This window comes from Sphingomonas sp. SRI_018, from assembly GCF_057586275.1.
In genome coordinates this window covers 88,278-104,781 of record NZ_JBYCZO010000005.1, presented here as the reverse complement: position 1 = coordinate 104,781, position 16,504 = coordinate 88,278, and the positions used below count along the sequence as shown (strand labels likewise).

At 68.0% G+C, this 16,504-nt stretch carries 14 protein-coding genes, 1 tRNA gene and 1 riboswitch; of the genes, 13 read left to right on the top strand and 2 right to left on the bottom strand.

Features of this window, described 5'->3' with window-relative positions; genetic code table 11:
- Window positions 1-16 precede the first annotated feature (16 nt).
- The 12 genes from miaB (at window position 17) to AC2YHA_RS18135 (ending at window position 12,816) form a co-directional block, all read left to right on the top strand.
- Window positions 17-1,321 (top strand): tRNA (N6-isopentenyl adenosine(37)-C2)-methylthiotransferase MiaB, encoded by a 1,305-nt coding sequence (gene miaB, locus AC2YHA_RS18190; RefSeq protein ID WP_487402752.1) that lies wholly within the window; start codon window positions 17-19, stop codon window positions 1,319-1,321.
- Window positions 1,322-1,519: 198 nt separating this feature from the next.
- Window positions 1,520-2,518, top strand: coding sequence for a PhoH family protein (locus AC2YHA_RS18185; protein WP_487402751.1), 999 nt, complete (start codon window positions 1,520-1,522; stop codon window positions 2,516-2,518).
- Between the two features lie 48 nt (window positions 2,519-2,566).
- Complete coding sequence (locus AC2YHA_RS18180; protein ID WP_233784811.1) at window positions 2,567-2,824, top strand: type II toxin-antitoxin system VapB family antitoxin; 258 nt, start codon at window positions 2,567-2,569, stop codon at window positions 2,822-2,824.
- Window positions 2,821-3,219, top strand: a complete 399-nt coding sequence (locus tag AC2YHA_RS18175) for a type II toxin-antitoxin system VapC family toxin (RefSeq protein WP_487402750.1) — start codon at window positions 2,821-2,823, stop codon at window positions 3,217-3,219. Before AC2YHA_RS18180 ends, AC2YHA_RS18175 begins: the two co-directional genes overlap by 4 nt.
- A complete protein-coding gene (ybeY, locus tag AC2YHA_RS18170; RefSeq protein WP_487402749.1) occupies window positions 3,219-3,743 on the top strand; it encodes an rRNA maturation RNase YbeY in 525 nt (174 codons plus the stop codon). Before AC2YHA_RS18175 ends, ybeY begins: the two co-directional genes overlap by 1 nt.
- An 8-nt stretch (window positions 3,744-3,751) precedes the next feature.
- Entirely contained in the window at window positions 3,752-4,672 is a 921-nt protein-coding gene (locus AC2YHA_RS18165) for a hemolysin family protein (RefSeq protein WP_487402748.1), read from the top strand.
- 162 nt (window positions 4,673-4,834) lie between these two features.
- A complete protein-coding gene (gene katG, locus AC2YHA_RS18160) occupies window positions 4,835-7,066 on the top strand; it encodes a catalase/peroxidase HPI (protein ID WP_487402747.1) in 2,232 nt (743 codons plus the stop codon).
- 227 nt (window positions 7,067-7,293) lie between these two features.
- Window positions 7,294-8,148 carry a MipA/OmpV family protein gene (locus AC2YHA_RS18155; RefSeq protein ID WP_487402746.1) on the top strand — a complete coding sequence of 285 codons (855 nt, stop codon included), beginning with the start codon at window positions 7,294-7,296 and terminating at the stop codon, window positions 8,146-8,148.
- A 66-nt stretch (window positions 8,149-8,214) separates the two neighbouring features.
- Window positions 8,215-8,324, top strand: a riboswitch (TPP riboswitch).
- A 33-nt stretch (window positions 8,325-8,357) separates the two neighbouring features.
- On the top strand, window positions 8,358-10,205 hold the full coding sequence (thiC, locus tag AC2YHA_RS18150) for a phosphomethylpyrimidine synthase ThiC (protein ID WP_487402745.1): 1,848 nt from the start codon (window positions 8,358-8,360) through the stop codon (window positions 10,203-10,205).
- 33 nt (window positions 10,206-10,238) lie between these two features.
- The gene (gene fdhD / locus AC2YHA_RS18145) at window positions 10,239-11,072 is read left to right on the top strand and encodes a formate dehydrogenase accessory sulfurtransferase FdhD (RefSeq protein WP_487402744.1); all 834 of its coding nucleotides are present in this window, start codon (window positions 10,239-10,241) and stop codon (window positions 11,070-11,072) included.
- Window positions 11,069-11,599, top strand: coding sequence for a molybdenum cofactor guanylyltransferase (mobA, locus tag AC2YHA_RS18140; protein WP_487402743.1), 531 nt, complete (start codon window positions 11,069-11,071; stop codon window positions 11,597-11,599). Before fdhD ends, mobA begins: the two co-directional genes overlap by 4 nt.
- Entirely contained in the window at window positions 11,596-12,816 is a 1,221-nt protein-coding gene (locus AC2YHA_RS18135) for a molybdopterin molybdotransferase MoeA (RefSeq protein ID WP_487402742.1), read from the top strand. The genes mobA and AC2YHA_RS18135 overlap by 4 nt, the downstream gene beginning before the upstream one ends.
- A gap of 3 nt (window positions 12,817-12,819) precedes the next feature.
- On the opposite strand, the gene AC2YHA_RS18130 is transcribed toward AC2YHA_RS18135, so the two are convergent.
- Together AC2YHA_RS18130 and AC2YHA_RS18125 are read right to left on the bottom strand one after the other, a co-directional pair.
- On the bottom strand, window positions 12,820-15,087 hold the full coding sequence (locus AC2YHA_RS18130; protein ID WP_487402741.1) for an FdhF/YdeP family oxidoreductase: 2,268 nt from the start codon (window positions 15,085-15,087) through the stop codon (window positions 12,820-12,822).
- A gap of 255 nt (window positions 15,088-15,342) precedes the next feature.
- Window positions 15,343-15,435 (bottom strand) — tRNA-Ser (locus AC2YHA_RS18125).
- A 185-nt stretch (window positions 15,436-15,620) separates the two neighbouring features.
- Here AC2YHA_RS18125 and AC2YHA_RS18120 point away from each other — a divergent pair.
- Complete coding sequence (locus AC2YHA_RS18120) at window positions 15,621-16,418, top strand: DUF1134 domain-containing protein (RefSeq protein WP_233784800.1); 798 nt, start codon at window positions 15,621-15,623, stop codon at window positions 16,416-16,418.
- Window positions 16,419-16,504 lie beyond the last annotated feature (86 nt).

The following is a 16,504-nucleotide window of genomic DNA, read 5'->3' as shown; positions in this document are numbered from 1 at the left end:
AGTAAGGGCGGCGCAAATGACCGACCCGAAAACCTTTCACGTCAAGTCGTTCGGCTGCCAGATGAACGTCTATGACGGCGAGCGCATGGCCGAGCTGATGGGCGAGGCCGGCCTGACCGCCGCGGCCGATGCCGGCGAGGCGGACCTCGTCGTGCTCAACACCTGCCACATCCGGGAGAAGGCGACCGAGAAGGTCTATTCGGAGATCGGGCGCCTCCGGAAGGACGGCCGCAAGCCGATGATCGCGGTCGCCGGCTGCGTCGCGCAGGCGGAGGGCGAGGAAATCGCGCGCCGTGCCAAGGTCGACGTGGTGGTCGGGCCCCAGGCCTATCACAACCTGCCCGAGCTGGTCGCCAAGGCCGCGAAGGGCAGCCTCGCGCTCGACACCGACATGCCGGCGGCGAGCAAGTTCGCCGCGCTCCCCGCGCGCCGCAAGGTCGCGCCCTCGGCCTTCCTGACGGTGCAGGAGGGCTGCGACAAATTCTGCACCTATTGCGTGGTCCCCTATACCCGCGGCGCCGAGATCAGCCGGCCGTTCCAGGCGATCGTCGACGAGGCCAAGGCGCTGGTCGACGCGGGCGCGCGGGAGATCACGCTGCTCGGCCAGAACGTCAACGCCTGGGGCCAGGACGAGGGCGGGCTGGAGACGCTGATCCGCGCGCTCGACCGGATCGAGGGGCTGAAGCGCATCCGCTACACCACCAGCCACCCCAACGACATGACCCAGGGGCTGATCGACGCGCACCGCGACGTCGAAAAGCTGATGCCCTATCTCCACCTGCCCGTGCAGGCCGGCAGCGATCGCGTGCTCAAGGCGATGAACCGCAGCCACACGCGCGACTCCTACCTGCGGATCCTCGACCGCGTCCGCGCCGCGCGGCCGGACATTGCCCTCTCGGGCGACTTCATCGTCGGCTTCCCCGGCGAGACCGACGCCGAGTTCGAGGAGACGTTGAGCCTGATCGACGCTGTCGGCTATGCCCAGGCGTTCAGCTTCAAATACTCGCCGCGCCCGGGCACGCCGGCGGCGGAGATGGACGGCTTCGTGCCGGCCGAAGTGATGGACGAGCGTCTTCAGCGCCTCCAGGCCGCGATCAACCGTGATCAGGCGGCGTTCAACGCCGCGACCGTCGGCAAGCGCTGCGAACTGCTGATCGAACGCTCCGGCAAGCTCCCCGGCCAGCGCATCGGCAAATCGCCCTGGCTGCAGTCGGTCCACCTGATGACCGACGCCGCGATCGGCGAGATCGTCGAGGTCGAGATCGTCAGCGCCGGCCCCAATTCGCTGGGCGGCGTCGAACGGCTGCGCGCGGCGGCGTGACGCGTCCGCGCGCCGGCCACCCATATTTCCCCCTTATTTCCGCTATCCACGCCGCGCCGCTTCTGCCACACTCGTGCCAGCGATGCAGCGCGGACCCGCAGCTTTCTTGGCGCCGTCACGAAACCCGTCCATGCGCCCCCCGTTGATCCGGGGCATGGCACGCCCGCCTGTCCTCCACCCCTCCGCTTCAGGAGACGCATGAGCCGCAAGCCTGTCCCCGCCCAGTCCGGCGAACGCAGCCGCGCCGAAGTGACCTTCGACCGGCCCGAACTGCTGCCCCAGCTCTTCGGCGAATATGACACCAACCTGGTCGCGATCGAGAACCGCCTCGGCGTCTACATCACCGCGCGGGGCAACCGCGTGCAGCTCGAGGGCACGGCGGAATCGGTCGCGCTCGCCCGCGACGTGCTGAACGGGCTCCATACCCGGCTTCTGCAGGGGCAGGACGTCGATCCCGGCATGGTCGACGCGGTGATCGCGCTCGCCAGTGAGCCGACACTCGACGGCATCATCCGCGCCGACCGCACCGCGCCGCCGCCGATCATGATCCGCACGCGCCGCAAGACGATCGTGCCGCGCACGATGATGCAGACGCACTACATGCGCGAGCTGGTGTCGAGCGACATGATCTTCGCGCTGGGACCGGCCGGCACCGGCAAGACCTATCTCGCCGTCGCGCAGGCGGTGGCGCAGCTCATGACCGGGTCGGTCCAGCGGCTGATCCTGTCGCGTCCCGCGGTCGAGGCGGGCGAGCGATTGGGCTTCCTGCCCGGTGACATGAAGGAGAAGGTCGATCCCTATCTCCGCCCGATCTACGACGCACTCTACGATTGCATGCCGCCCGAGCAGGTCGAGCGGCGCATCGCGTCGGGCGAGATCGAGATCGCGCCGATCGCCTTCATGCGCGGCCGCACACTCGCCGACGCCTTCGTCATCCTCGACGAGGCACAGAACACCACGCCCGCACAGATGAAGATGTTCCTGACCCGCTTCGGCCAGAACAGCCGCATGGTGATCTGCGGCGATCCCAAACAGGTCGACCTGCCCGGCGGCATGGGCGCCTCCGGCCTCAACGACGCGGTCGGACGGCTGGAGGGGATCGAGGGGATCGCCATGGTCCGCTTCAGCGCCGCCGACGTGGTGCGCCATCCGATCGTGGGGCGGATCGTCGAGGCCTATGAGGGGGCGGAGGCTTGAAGGGAGGGATATCCCGTACTATATAGCGGGATATCCCCGGAGGGTCGGATGGCATCGCTCTATATCAAGGACGGCGAAACCGCGGAGCTGGCCTCGCGCATCGCACGCCGGCTCGGCACGACCAAGACCGAGGCCGTCCGGCGCGCCCTGCTCAAGGTCGAGGCGGAGCTGGGACCGCAGGCCGCCAAGCAATCGACAGTCGAATGGCTTCGCGAATATCGCCGCGATCATCCGCTGCCGCCGCCGACCGGCCTGAAGGCCGACAAGGCATTCTTCGATGAGCTCTGGGGCGAGGATCCCGATTGACCCTGTTCATCGACGCTTCGGTGCTGGTCGCGATCCTCGCGGAGGAAAGCGGTTTTGACGCATTGGCCGATCAGCTCGATCAGGCGCCACGACGACTATGGTCGCCGATGTCCTGCTGGGAAGCGATCTCGGGTCTGCGCCGCTCGCACGGGTACGACGTCGAACAGGCGCGCGAAGACGTGACGGCCTATGCTCGGACACGCCGCTTCGACCTGGTGCCGGTCGGCGCGGCGGAATTGGAGATCGCGCTCGACGCCTATCAGACCTACGGCCGCAACAGCGGCAGCCCCGCCCGGCTCAACATGGGCGACTGTTTCGCCTATGCCTGCGCGAAGGCCAACCAGGCCCGCCTGCTCTACAAGGGCGACGACTTCATCCATACGGACCTCGCCTGATGATCGACGTCGCCGTCCTCCGCGAAGACCCTTGGCCCGAGGGCGAATGGGAGGCGCTCGCCACCCGCGCCGCGGTCGCCGCGATCGAGCGCACGCCGCAGGGCGAGTGGATCGGCCTGCCGACCGCGATCGAGATCGCCGTGCGGCTGACCTCAGATGCGGAGGTCCACGCGCTCAACCGTCAGTATCGCGGCAAGGACAAGCCGACCAACGTCCTCTCCTTCCCGATGGTGCAGCCCGACCTGCTCGATACGGTGACGCAGGGCTCCGACGACGGCGAGGTGATCCTCGGCGACATCGTGCTCGCCCATGGCGTCTGCGTCGCCGAGGCGGCGGGGAAGGGGATCAGCGTCGAGCATCACGCGACGCACCTCATTGTCCATGGCGTGCTCCATCTGCTAGGCCATGACCACGGCGACGACGCCGCGGCGGAGGCGATGGAGGAGATCGAGCGCGCGGCGCTGGCGAGCCTCGGCATCGCCGACCCCTACGCCATCGACCCAGATTTCATCGACGAGGACTGATCCCCACCATGCCCGAGGGCCAAAGTCGCAGCGGGAACGGCGACAACGAACCTTCCAGTATCTGGCGCGGCCTGCGCAACCTCCTGTTCGGCGAGGACAGCGGCGAGACGCTGCGCGACCGCCTCGAGGAAGTGATCGACAATCATGAGGACGAAGGCGAGGGCCATCGCCCGATCGCCGGCGACCTCGCCCCGGTCGAGCGGCAGATGCTGCGTAACCTCCTCCACTTCGGCGAGCGCGACGCCGGCGACATCGGGGTTCCCCGCGCGGACATCATCGCGGTCGAGGAGCAGACCAGCTTCGCCGATCTGGTGAAGCTGTTCGCCGAAGCCGGCCACAGCCGCCTGCCCGTCTACCGCGAAGAGCTCGATACGGTGATCGGAATGGTCCACATCAAGGACGTGTTCGAGATCGTCGCGAACGGCACGACGCCGCCGGCTTCGATCACCGCCATCATGCGCCAGCCGCTCTACGTGCCGCAGTCGATGGGCGCGATCGACCTGCTCGCGCAGATGCGTTCAAGCCGCACCCATCTCGCCGTGGTGCTCGACGAATATTCGGGCACCGAGGGCCTCATCACCATCGAGGACCTGATCGAGGAGATCACCGGCGAGATCGAGGACGAGCACGACGAGGCGCCGGTGGCGATGCTGGTGCCGCTCGACGGCGGCGCCTGGGACGCCGATGCGCGTGCGGAGCTGGAGGATGTCGCCGAGACGGTCGACCCGCGGCTCGGCGAGGTCGACGAGGACGTCGACACGCTCGGTGGGCTCGCCTTCGTGCTCGCCGGCCATGTGCCCGAGCCCGGCGAGTGCCTGGTCCACGACAGCGGCTGGACGCTCGAGGTGACTGAGGCCGATTCGCGCCGCGTCACCCGGCTGATCCTGCACCCGCCCAGGCCCGCGCGCGAGGAGGACGAGGCGGCCTGAAGCCGCTCGTCCTGTGATCGCCCTAGCCGATCACCAACTTCGTCTTTTCGCGTTTCTCCGATCACTGCGCCTCGGTTAGCTTTTGTCGAAACTTCTCGGAAAAGCCGCTCGGCCGTCGCGCCGGGCGCGAGCACGTCAGCGCATGGACAAGGAGAAGACGAGATGGATGCCCCAACCACCGGTGATCCCCTGAGCTCCCCCGCCAAGCAACCGGCCGCGCTGCGGCGGCTGCTCGGCCGCATCAACCGCGACTGGTGGCCGAACCAGCTCAGCCTCGAGATCCTCCAGCAGAACGGCCTGTCGAGCGATCCGATGGGCGACGACTTCGACTATGCGGCGGAGTTCAGGACGCTCGACTATCAGGCGGTGAAGCGCGACCTCCACGCGCTGATGACCGACAGCCAGCCGTGGTGGCCGGCCGACTATGGCCACTACGGCCCTTTCTTCATCCGCATGGCGTGGCACAGCGCCGGCACCTATCGCACCGGCGACGGCCGCGGCGGCGCATCGTCGGGCTCGCAGCGCTTCGCGCCGCTCAACAGCTGGCCGGACAACGCCAATCTCGACAAGGCGCGCCGCCTGCTGTGGCCGATCAAGCAGAAATACGGCCGCAAATTGAGCTGGGCCGACCTGCTGATCATGGCCGGCAACGTCGCGTTCGAATCGATGGGTGCGCCGGTGTTCGGCTTCGGCGGCGGGCGCAAGGACGTGTTCGAGCCCGAGAAAGACATCTACTGGGGCACCGAGGAGCAGTGGGTCGGCCACCCCGAGAACCAGACCCGCATCCAGCCCGAGAAGGAGATGGTGCTCGAGGAGCCGCTCGCGGCGATCCAGATGGGGCTCATCTACGTCAATCCGGAGGGTCCTGGCGGCGTCCCCGAAGCGCTGCAGTCGGCGCGCGACATCCGCGAGACGTTCCTGCGCATGGGCATGAACGACGAGGAGACCGCCGCGCTCACCGCCGGCGGCCACACCTTCGGCAAGGCGCACGGCGCCGGCGACGCGTCCAAGGTCGGCGCTGAGCCCGAGGGCGCGGACATCGCCCAGCAGGGTCTCGGCTGGCAGAGCGGGCACGAGTCTGGAATGGGCGACCACACCATCACCAGCGGCATCGAGGGCGCATGGACGCCCACGCCCACCAAATGGGACATGAGCTTCTTCCACATGCTGCTCGACTATGAATATGAGCTGGTGCGCAGCCCCGCCGGCGCCAAGCAGTGGCAGCCGGTCAATCAGAAGCCCGAGGATTTGGCCCCCGGCGCGCACAGCCCCGACCGCCGCCTGCCGACGATGATGACCACCGCCGACATGGCGTTCAAGGTCGATCCCGAATACCGCAAGATCATCGAGAAGTTCCGGGCCGATCCGGACTATTTCGCCGACACCTTCGCCCGCGCCTGGTTCAAGCTGTGCCATCGCGACATGGGGCCCAAGGCGCGCTACCTGGGACCCGAGGTGCCGGAAGAGGATCTGATCTGGCAGGATCCGATCCCGAAGGCGGACTATGCGCCGATCGATGCGGGCGACGTGGCGGCGCTCAAGGGCAAGATCGCGGAGTCCGGCCTGTCGGTCGCCGATCTCGTCAAGACCGCCTGGGCCTCGGCCTCGACCTATCGCAGCTCGGACCACCGCGGCGGCGCCAACGGCGGACGCATCCGCCTCGCCCCGCAGAAGGACTGGAAGGTCAACGAGCCCGAGAATCTCGCGCGAGTGCTCAAGGTCTACGAGGGCATCAAGGCCGACTTCGACGGCAGCGCCGGCGGCGGCAAGAAGGTGTCGATCGCCGACCTGATCGTGCTCGGCGGCTCGGTCGGCATCGAGCAGGCGGCGCGCGCCGCCGGCCATGCGATCGAGGTGCCCTTCACCCCCGGCCGCACCGACGCGACCGAGGAGCAGACCGACGCCGCCGGTTTCGCGGTGCTCGAGCCCAAGGCCGACGGTTTCCGCAACTATCTCTCGGTCCGCTTCAGCGTGCCGACCGAGGAGCTGCTGGTCGATCGCGCACAGCTGCTCGGCCTCAGCGCGCCGGAGATGACGGTGCTGGTCGGCGGCCTGCGCGTGCTCGGCGCCAACCATGGCGGGTCGAAGCACGGCGTGTTCACCGACCGGCCGGGCCAGCTCACCAACGACTTCTTCGTCAACCTGCTCGACATGGGCACTGCGTGGAAGGAAGTGGACCCGGCGGGCGACGAGGAGTTCGTCGGCACCGACCGTCGCACCGACCGGCCGCGATGGACGGCGACGCGCACCGACCTGGTGTTCGGCTCCAACTCGCAGCTGCGTGCGCTGTCGGAGGTCTATGCCTCGGCCGACGCCGCCGGGAAGTTCGTGAAGGACTTCGTCGCGGCGTGGACCAAGGTGATGAACGCGGATCGTTTCGATCTCGCTGCGTGATCGTGTGTCGCTGAAGGACAGGGGTCGTGAGGACTGCTCGCGGCCCCTGATCCGTTGAAGGCCGTGCCCGAATCGGTGCTCCTCCGAAAGCAGGAGCTCAGGCCGGCGCTGGGCGCGATGCTTGGCGTCATGACGCTGATGGACATCACCAGCCATATCGCACCTGGTTTCGCGGGAGCAAAGCCACGCGAGCCGCGTTTGCTCCGAAAAGGACAGGGAATCACTGGATGATAGAACGCGTTGCTCCGCTTGCCGCCCTCGCGATCGCGCTGGCGGCCGTCCCCGCCGCTGCCCAGGACAATCCGCCACCGCCCGCCGAGCCCCGTAACGACAGCTTCGCCACCGTCGGCGTCGGTATCGCCACCGTGCCCGACTACGAAGGCTCCGACGACAATCGCATCGCCCCCTTCCCGGCGGCGATGGGGCAGGTGAGCGGCTATCGCTTCACGCTGATCGGCAACCGCCTCAGCGTCGATCTCATCCGCAACCGCCCGGGGCCCGGCTGGGACCTCCAGCTCGGCCCGGTGGCCGCGGTCAACTTCAACCGCAGCTCGACCAAAAGCATCGACGATCCCCGCATCAAGGCGCTCGGCAAGGTCGACACCGCGATCGAGCTCGGCGGCTATGCCGGCATCGCGCGCACCGGCGTGATCACCAGCGACTATGACCGCCTCAGCGTCAGCGTCACCTACCGCCACGACGTCGCCGGCTCGCACGACAGCGGGATCTGGACGCCGACCGTCAGCTACATGACGCCCTTGAGCCGCAAGGCGATGGTCGGCCTGTTCGCCAGCGCCGATCATGTCGAGGGCAAATACGCCCGCACCTATTTCAGCATCACCCCCGGCCAGTCGATCGCGAGCGGCCTGCCCGTCTACAACGCCCGCGGCGGCTGGAAGAACCTGACACTCGGCGCGATGGCCGGCGTGTCGCTGACCGGCGATCTCACCCACGGCCTCAGCCTGGTCGGCGGCGGCGCCTGGAGCCGGCTGATGAACGACTTCGCCGACTCGCCGGTCACCAGCGTCGCGGGCGATCGCAACCAGTGGATCGGCACGGTGGGGCTCGCTTACACCTTCTGATGGTCCGCCGGGCAGCACGCCTCGCGAGATTTCGGCTTCCGCCGCGCCGGCGAAGCGCCTAGAACGTCCGCATCCCCGGGGGAGCGCTGGTCCGCGCTTGAGAGGAGGGCAGGAGCCCTCGACCCGCTGAACCTGATCCGGCTGACACCGGCGTAGGGAGGGAGCGGCCCCGCCACCGGACCGTCCTCTCCCGTTTAAGGAGAAGACGAATGGCCGATATCCCCGCTCGCACCGAAATCGGCGTCACGACGGGCCCCATCCGCGGCTCGCGGAAAATCCACGTCGGCCCCCTGAACGTCGCGATGCGTGCGATCGACCTCGAGCCCTCGTCCGGCGAAGCCCCGCTCAACGTCTACGACACCTCCGGCCCCTATACCGACCCGAACGCGCGCATCGACATCATGGCCGGCCTTCCCGCCCGCCGCCGCGACTGGATCCTCGCCCGCGGCGACGTCGAGTCCTACGACGCGCGCGCGGTAAGGCCCGAGGACAACGGCCAGCTTGGCCCCGACCGCTCCGGCGGCGTCGATCCCTTCCCCAACGTCGTCCGGCGGCCCCTGCGCGCCAGGCTCGGCGCCAACGTCAGCCAGATGCACTACGCCCGCCTCGGCATCGTCACCCCCGAGATGGAATATGTCGCCACCCGCGAGAACCTCGGTCGCGAGATGCTGCGCGACTACGTCCGCGACGGCGAGAGCTTCGGCGCCGCCATCCCCGACTATGTCACGCCCGAGTTCGTCCGCGACGAGGTCGCCCGCGGCCGTGCGATCATCCCCAGCAACATCAACCACCCCGAGACCGAGCCGATGGCGATCGGCCGCAACTTCCTGGTCAAGATCAACGCCAACATCGGCAATTCCGCCGTCGCCTCCAACGTTGCGGCCGAGGTCGACAAGCTGGTGTGGGCGATCCGCTGGGGCGCGGACACGGTGATGGACCTCTCCACCGGCCGCAACATCCACGACACGCGCGAGTGGATCATCCGCAACTCGCCCGTGCCGATCGGCACCGTCCCCATCTACCAGGCCTTGGAGAAGGTGGGCGGCATCGCCGAGGAGCTGACCTGGGAGATCTTCCGCGACACCCTCATCGAGCAGGCCGAGCAGGGCGTCGACTATTTCACCATCCACGCCGGCGTGCGCCTGCCCTACGTGCCGCTGACGGCGAAGCGCGTCACCGGCATCGTCTCGCGCGGCGGCTCGATCATGGCGAAATGGTGCCTGGCGCACCACAAGGAGAGCTTCCTCTACGAGCGCTTCGACGAGATCACCGAGATCATGAAGGCCTATGACATCGCCTATTCGCTGGGCGATGGCCTCCGCCCCGGCTCGATCGCCGACGCCAACGATGAGGCCCAGTTCGCCGAGCTCTACACGCTGGGCGAGTTGACCAAGCGGGCGTGGGCGCAGGACGTCCAGGTGATGATCGAGGGCCCCGGCCACGTGCCGATGCACAAGATCAAGGAGAACATGGACAAGCAGCTCGAGGCCTGCGGTGAGGCGCCCTTCTACACATTGGGACCGCTCACCACCGACATCGCGCCGGGCTACGACCACATCACCTCGGGCATCGGCGCGGCGATGATCGGCTGGTACGGCACGGCGATGCTCTGCTACGTGACGCCGAAGGAGCACTTGGGGCTCCCCGACCGCGACGACGTCAAAGTCGGCGTCATCACCTACAAGCTCGCCGCCCACGCCGCCGACCTCGCCAAGGGTCATCCGGCTGCCAAGCTGCGCGACGATGCCCTGAGCCGCGCGCGGTTCGAGTTCCGCTGGCGCGATCAGTTCAACCTGTCGCTCGATCCCGAGACGGCCGAGCAGTACCACGACCAGACGCTGCCGGCGGAGGGCGCGAAGACCGCCCACTTCTGTTCGATGTGCGGTCCGAAGTTCTGCTCGATGAAGATCACCCAGGAGGTGCGGGACTTCGCGGCGAAGCAGAATGCGCCGGTGGAAAGCTTCGTCGCCGCCGAGGAGGCGGAGGCTGGGATGCAGGCGATGAGCGACGTGTTCCGGGAAAAGGGAGGCGAGATCTACCTGCCCGAAGCGGAGTAATTCGCGAGCACGGATTTGGATAGGCTCGCGAGAATGATATTCGACCAAACCGCGATGGCCCAGCCTGATCTTCCGATAAGAAATATCTCCGTTCGTCGGCTCGGCCTGGCCGAGCCCGGCGACGACGCATCATTGCGCAGCGTGCCGATCGAGGCGCCCGTTTCGATCGAGGTCTGCGGTCTCGGCTACGCCGTCATGATGGCGACACCGTCGGACCTGGTCGATTACGCGCTCGGCTTTGCGATGAGCGAAGGGCTGGTGGAGCGGCCGGATCAGGTCGAAGCGATCGACGTCGATCAGGTCGGCGGCGGCTGGGTCGTGAGGGCCGCCTTGCCGCCTGAGCGCGCCGAAATCGCTCTCGATCGGGCGCGCCGGCGGGTGACCGAAAGCAGCTGCGGCCTGTGCGGCATGGACAATATCGAGCAGGTGCTGCGGCCGCTGCCGGCGGTGACGGCGCGTATCTCGATCGATCGGAGCGCTATCGCTCGCGCGCTCGCTTCGCTGCCCGACCATCAGCCGCTCGGACGGGCGACGGGCGCGGCGCATGTCGCGGCGTTCTGCTCTCCCGACGGGGAGATCGTGCGGGCGCGCGAGGATGTCGGCCGGCACAATGCGCTCGACAAGCTGATCGGCGCGCTCGCGCGGGCGGAGATCGATCCGGCGTCGGGCTTCATCCTTCTCTCGGCCCGGTGCAGCTACGAGCTGGTCGAGAAGACCGTCCGGGCGGGGTGCCCGATGCTGGTCACCATCTCGGCACCGACCAGCCTCGCCGCCGAGCGGGCGGTCGCAGCCGGCCTGATCCTCGCCACGCTCGCGCGCGCCGATTCCGCCCTGGTCGTCAGCGACGTGCATGGGGCGATCGGATGAGGACGTTGGGCGTCGTGCTGGCCGGCGGCCGTTCCAGTCGCTTCGGATCGGACAAGGCGGAGGCGATGCTCGCCGGGCGCCGGCTGCTCGACCACGCGATCGCGGCGCTATCGCCGCATTGCGACGAGGTCGCCGTGGCCGGCCGGGCGAGCGTCCCCCATCTGTCGCTCGCCGATCGCCCGCGGTCCGGGCTGGGCCCACTCGGCGGGCTCGCCGCAGCGCTCCACCATGCGGCGGCGCACGGTTTCGGGCAGGTGCTCAGCATTCCGGTCGATTGCGCGGTGCTCCCGCCCGGCATCCGGGCGATGCTCGAGCCCGCCCCATCCTATCTGGCCAGCCAGCCGGTCATCGGCCTGTGGCCCGTCACCGCCGCCTCCCGGATCGACGACCTGCTCGCCGGCAGCGGGAGCCGCGCGATGCGGGCGTTCGCCGACATGATCCGGGCGCGTGAGGTCGCAAGCGACTTCGCATTCCCCAACATCAACACGCGGGACGATCTCACCGCCTTGTCCGGGGCGCCGGAATGACGGAGACGCCATCCTGCCCCGCCCATGTTCCGCTCGAGGAGGCGCTTGCCCTGATCCGGACCGAGGCGGTTCCCCTCGATCTGGAGACCGTTCCCATCGCCGATGCCGGCCTTCGCGTCCTCGGCGAGACGCTTCGCGCCCGGATCGATGCTCCGCGCGGGAATGTTGCCGCCATGGATGGATTTGCGATTCAGGACTCCGTGGCACGGGCAGGACGCCGGACCTTCGACATCGCCGGAACGACCTATGCCGGGAGCGAGCGGGGCACGGCGCTTGAGCCGGATTCGGCCTATCGTGTCATGACCGGCGGGCTGATACCGCCTGCCGCCGACCAGGTCATCCCGTTCGAGTTGGTCGACGAGCATGACGGCCGGATTCACATCAACGGCGCCCTCCCCCATAGCCTGCACGTGCGGACGCAAGGGAGCGATTTCCGTGCCGGTGACCCGCTTCTCGAACGCGGGACGCTGCTGGACCCGGCGAGGCTGCTGGTGGCGATGGCCTCCGATCAACCCTCCGTTGCGGTCCATCGGCGGCCGCGGCTGCGGATCGTGGCGAGCGGGGACGAGCTGGTCCCGGCGGGCACCGCGCTCGGCGTCGAGGCCGGCGTCCCCGACAGCATCAGCGCGGCGTTGCTGCTCTTTGCCAGGCAATGGGGCGCCGAAAGCCTGGGCGCGGTCACCGTCGGCGACGACGTCGCGGCGATCGAGGACGCGGCCCGGCGCGCCATCGCCGACAGCGACATCCTCGTGCTGGCGGGCGGCGCGTCGAACGGCGATCGCGATCTGGCGCGGCCGGCGTTGCGCGCGGCCGGACTCCGGCTCGGTTTTGCGGGAGTCGCGATCAAGCCCGGGAAGCCGGCCTGGTTCGGCCGGATCGGCCGGACCCACGTTGTCGGGCTTCCCGGCAATCCCGCCGCAGCGCTGGTGGTCGCCCGGCTGTTCCTGGCGCCAATGATCCATGCATTAAGCGGGCGGAGCTTCGATGACGCGCTGCAGTGGCGAGAGATGCCGCTGTCGCGCCCGGTTCCCGCGGTGGGGACGCGGGAGACCTTTCTCTTCGCCCGTAGCGACAGCAGCGGCGTGGAGGTCATAGAGCGGCAATCCGCCTCGACCCAGCTGCCACTCGCCGGGGCTGAGATGATCGTCCGCCGCCCGTCGGAAGCGCCATCGCTTTCGCCCGGCACGCTCGTGCCGACCCTCGACCTGCTGCGATAGGACCTAAGCGGCGACGACGCGGACCGGGATGGACTTGGCCGCCGGCGTGCCGCTGATCCTGTCGTGGTGGTCGAGCGGCAGCAGGGGATTGAGCTCGGGATAATAGCCGGCGACCGCGCCGCGCGGCATCGGGTAATCGATGACGGTCAAACCATCGACGCACCGCCGCACCTCGTCGTTCGCAATCGTTTCCAGCGCGACGCGCGTCCCGGCCGCGATCCCGCGGGCGATCCGGTCCTCCCGGTTCATGAACAGGACCATCCGGTCGTTGTACACGCCGCGATACCGGTCGTTGTAGCTGTAGATGGTGGTGTTGAACTGGTCGTGCGACCTGACCGTCGCCAGCCGCAGCATGTCGGGATCATCGACCGGCGCATCGACCTCGAGGCCCGGCAGCGGCAGGAAGTTCGCCTTGCCGTTGGGGGTCTTCCACACCCGGCGACGGGGAGCGACGTCGAGGTGGAAGCCCTTCGGTTCCTTGATCCGTTCCGAGAAGCCGGCGTAGATTTCAGGATAGACTTCCGCAATCCTATCGCGGATCAGGCCATAATCGTGGATGTAATCCCCCCACGGAATGCCGCTGTCGGGCAGCGTCGCCATCGCCATCCGGCAGACGATCTCGACCTCGGGCTTGAGGTCCGGGCTGGCCGGCGCCAGCACGCCGCGTGAGGCGGTGACGTTCGACATCGAATCCTCGATCGTGACGAACTGCTCGCCTGCCGCGGTCTCGATGCGCTCCGACCGCGCGACGACGGGCAGGATCAGCGCGTCCTTGCCATGGACCAGATGGCCGCGGTTGAGCTTGGTCGCGATGCCGACGGTGAGCGCGAGCTTGCGCATCGCCGCATAGGCGCGCTCGGTATCCGGCACCGCCCGGACGAAGTTCCCGCCGAGCCCGATGAAGACCCGCGCGGTGCCGTCCAGCATCGCCTCGACCGATTCCACCGTGTGATGCCCGTGCTCGCGCGGCGGCTCGAACCCGAACACGTCGCGGACGCGGTCGAGATAGGCCTCGGTCGGCTTCTCGTCGATGCCGACGGTCCTGTCCCCCTGGACGTTCGAATGTCCGCGGATCGGCGAGATGCCCGCGCCGGGCCGGCCGAAATTGCCCTTGAGGAGCAGCAGGTTCGCGACCTGCTGGGTCAGCCGCGATCCCTGCTGGTGCTGGGTGAGGCCCATGCCGTAGCAGATCACCGTCGCCCGCGAGCGGACGTAGATCTCCGCGCAGCGCCGGATCTGCGCCTCCTCCAGCCCGGAAACGCGGACGATGTCCGCCCAGTCGAGCGCCATCACCTCGTCGCGGATCGCCTCGACCCCCGCAGTGTGCTCGCGGATGAAGTCGTGGTCGAGCGCCGTCTCGCCGCGTGCCTCGCGCTCGAACATGTCCTTCATCATGCCCTTGATCAGCGCGAGGTCCCCGCCGATCCGGATGTGAACGAACTCGCTGGCGATCGGCGTCGAGCCGAAGGTCGCCATCTGCACGACGTCCTGCGGCTCGGTGAAGCGGATCAGCGCGCGCTCGGGCATCGGGTTGACCGCGACGATCGGCACGCCGCGCTTTCGCGCCTCGACGAGGGTGGTCATCATCCGCGGCGCGTTGGTGCCGGGGTTCTGGCCGATCACGAAGATCGCCTCGGCGTGCTCGAAATCCTCGAGCACCACCGTTCCCTTGCCGACGCCGATCGCCGGGGGAAGGCCGCGGCTGGTCGGCTCGTGGCACATGTTCGAGCAGTCGGGGAAATTGTTGGTGCCGAACGCGCGGACGAAGATCGAATAGAGGAACGCCGCCTCGTTTGGGGTGCGGCCGGAGGTGTAGAATTCGGCCTGGTGAGGACTCTCCAGCGCGCGGAGATGGGCGCCGATCATCGCGAACGCCGTGTCCCAGTCGCAGGGCACATAATGGTCGGTCGCGGCGTCGTAACGCATCGGCTCAGTCAGGCGTCCCTGCATCTCCAGCCAATAGTCGGGCTTCTCCATCAGCTCGGCGACGCTATGCTGCGCGAAGAACGCGCGGGTCACGCGGAATTTGGTCGCCTCGTGCGCGAGCGCCTTGGCGCCGTTCTCGCAGAATTCGAGCGTCTTCTTGCAGTCGGGATCGGGGAAGGCGCAGCTCGGGCATTTGAAGCCGCCGGGCTGGTTCATCGACAGCAGCGCGCGCGACCCTTTGGTGACGACGCTCTGTTCGAGCAGGACCTTGGCCGTCGCCGCGGCCGCGCCCCAGCCGCCCGCGGGGCGATCATAGGTCTTATAGCGGGGCTTTTCCTCAGCCATGGCGGCAGACTCCGAAAATAGCCCGATGATTATACGATGGAATCACGCTATCCTATTGATATCGTGCCTGAGCGACTTGGCGCTGTCGGAGGGGTGGCGGCTGATGAAGCAGGAGGCTGACCCGGTAACCAAACGGAGAACGTCTGACGCCAGGTCAACCTCATGTGGCCAGCTATCGGATTGTTGGACGCGATGTTGGATGCATCGCCGATGATGCGATAAAATCGCGATATATCAGCATCTTATTGAGATCAATGGCGGAGACGGAGGGATTCGAACCCTCGGTACGAGTAATCCCCGTACGGCGGTTTAGCAAACCGCTGGTTTCAGCCACTCACCCACGTCTCCGGATGCGGCAGAGCGCCGGGCTATAGCGACGGTGGGAAGGGTGATCAACCGACCATGCGCATCACGAACCGACGTGGAATCGACTCGCCTCGTCGTCCGTGCGACTCGCCCTATCGCCTGTTCATTGCCGGTCAAGCATGGCAGGATCAGTCGTGAAGGATGAATCCGAAGGCCGGGGGTCGACAATGCGTGCTTTGAGGGCCCTGGGCCTGTTCGTTCTGACCGCCGGTCTTTTGGCCACGCCCGCAGCCACGCAGGTGCGCACGGTCGATCCCAACAGCGCGATCGATGCCGACCTCCGGCAATCGTCGCCTCCCGCCCAGCAGACGACCCCTCCGCCGCCCGAGCCGGGGGAGGAGATGCCGGTCGATCCCGGTTCCGACAGTTCCGCCGCCCAGGCCGCTCCTCAAGCCGATGCCCAGGCTGACACTGGCGCCGCGCCGGCGAGCACCGCCCGATCGGGCGACCTGCCGCCGCCGGTCCCGGGCTCGCAGGCGGCGCCCACCTACGACAACGAGGACGTGCTCTCCGCGGCGGAAGGGGTGTTCGGCAAAGGTGCCAAGGGTCTCGCCTCGATGATCGAGGACCTGCTCAAGAAGCAGGGCCGCCCCAACGCCTATATCGCCGGCCGCGAGGCGGGCGGCGCGCTGGTCGTGGGGCTGCGCTATGGTTCGGGCACGCTCAGCCACAAGGTCGAGGGAACGCGTCCGGTCTATTGGACCGGCCCGTCGGTCGGCTTCGATGTCGGCGGCGACGCCAACAAGGTGTTCGTGCTGGTCTACAACCTTTACGATACCCAGGAGCTCTACCGCCGCTTCCCGGCCGCCGAGGGCCGCGTCTATTTCGTCGGTGGCTTCGCGGCGACCTATCTGCGCCGCGGCAACATCGTGCTGATCCCGATCCGGCTCGGCGTCGGCTGGCGGCTCGGCGCCAACGTCGGCTACATGAAATTCAGCGAGAAATCGCGCTGGCTGCCGTTCTAGCCGCGCGCAGCGCCGGCTGTGTCCGGCGCGATCAGCGCGCGGCCGGCCGGCGAGGCGAAGCTTCGTCCGACGGCGCGGCTTTGCCG

Bases quoted from the DNA above. Each gene is read 5' to 3' on its own strand.
- miaB (WP_487402752.1), top strand. From the start codon at position 17: ATGACCGACCCGAAAACCTTTCACGTCAAGTCGTTCGGCTGCCAGATG.
- AC2YHA_RS18185 (WP_487402751.1), top strand. From the start codon at position 1,520: ATGAGCCGCAAGCCTGTCCCCGCCCAGTCCGGCGAACGCAGCCGCGCC.
- AC2YHA_RS18180 (WP_233784811.1), top strand. From the start codon at position 2,567: ATGGCATCGCTCTATATCAAGGACGGCGAAACCGCGGAGCTGGCCTCG.
- ybeY (WP_487402749.1), top strand. From the start codon at position 3,219: ATGATCGACGTCGCCGTCCTCCGCGAAGACCCTTGGCCCGAGGGCGAA.
- AC2YHA_RS18165 (WP_487402748.1), top strand. From the start codon at position 3,752: ATGCCCGAGGGCCAAAGTCGCAGCGGGAACGGCGACAACGAACCTTCC.
- katG (WP_487402747.1), top strand. From the start codon at position 4,835: ATGGATGCCCCAACCACCGGTGATCCCCTGAGCTCCCCCGCCAAGCAA.
- AC2YHA_RS18155 (WP_487402746.1), top strand. From the start codon at position 7,294: ATGATAGAACGCGTTGCTCCGCTTGCCGCCCTCGCGATCGCGCTGGCG.
- thiC (WP_487402745.1), top strand. From the start codon at position 8,358: ATGGCCGATATCCCCGCTCGCACCGAAATCGGCGTCACGACGGGCCCC.
- fdhD (WP_487402744.1), top strand. From the start codon at position 10,239: ATGATATTCGACCAAACCGCGATGGCCCAGCCTGATCTTCCGATAAGA.
- mobA (WP_487402743.1), top strand. From the start codon at position 11,069: ATGAGGACGTTGGGCGTCGTGCTGGCCGGCGGCCGTTCCAGTCGCTTC.
- AC2YHA_RS18135 (WP_487402742.1), top strand. From the start codon at position 11,596: ATGACGGAGACGCCATCCTGCCCCGCCCATGTTCCGCTCGAGGAGGCG.
- AC2YHA_RS18130 (WP_487402741.1), bottom strand. From the start codon at position 15,087: ATGGCTGAGGAAAAGCCCCGCTATAAGACCTATGATCGCCCCGCGGGC.
- AC2YHA_RS18120 (WP_233784800.1), top strand. From the start codon at position 15,621: ATGCGTGCTTTGAGGGCCCTGGGCCTGTTCGTTCTGACCGCCGGTCTT.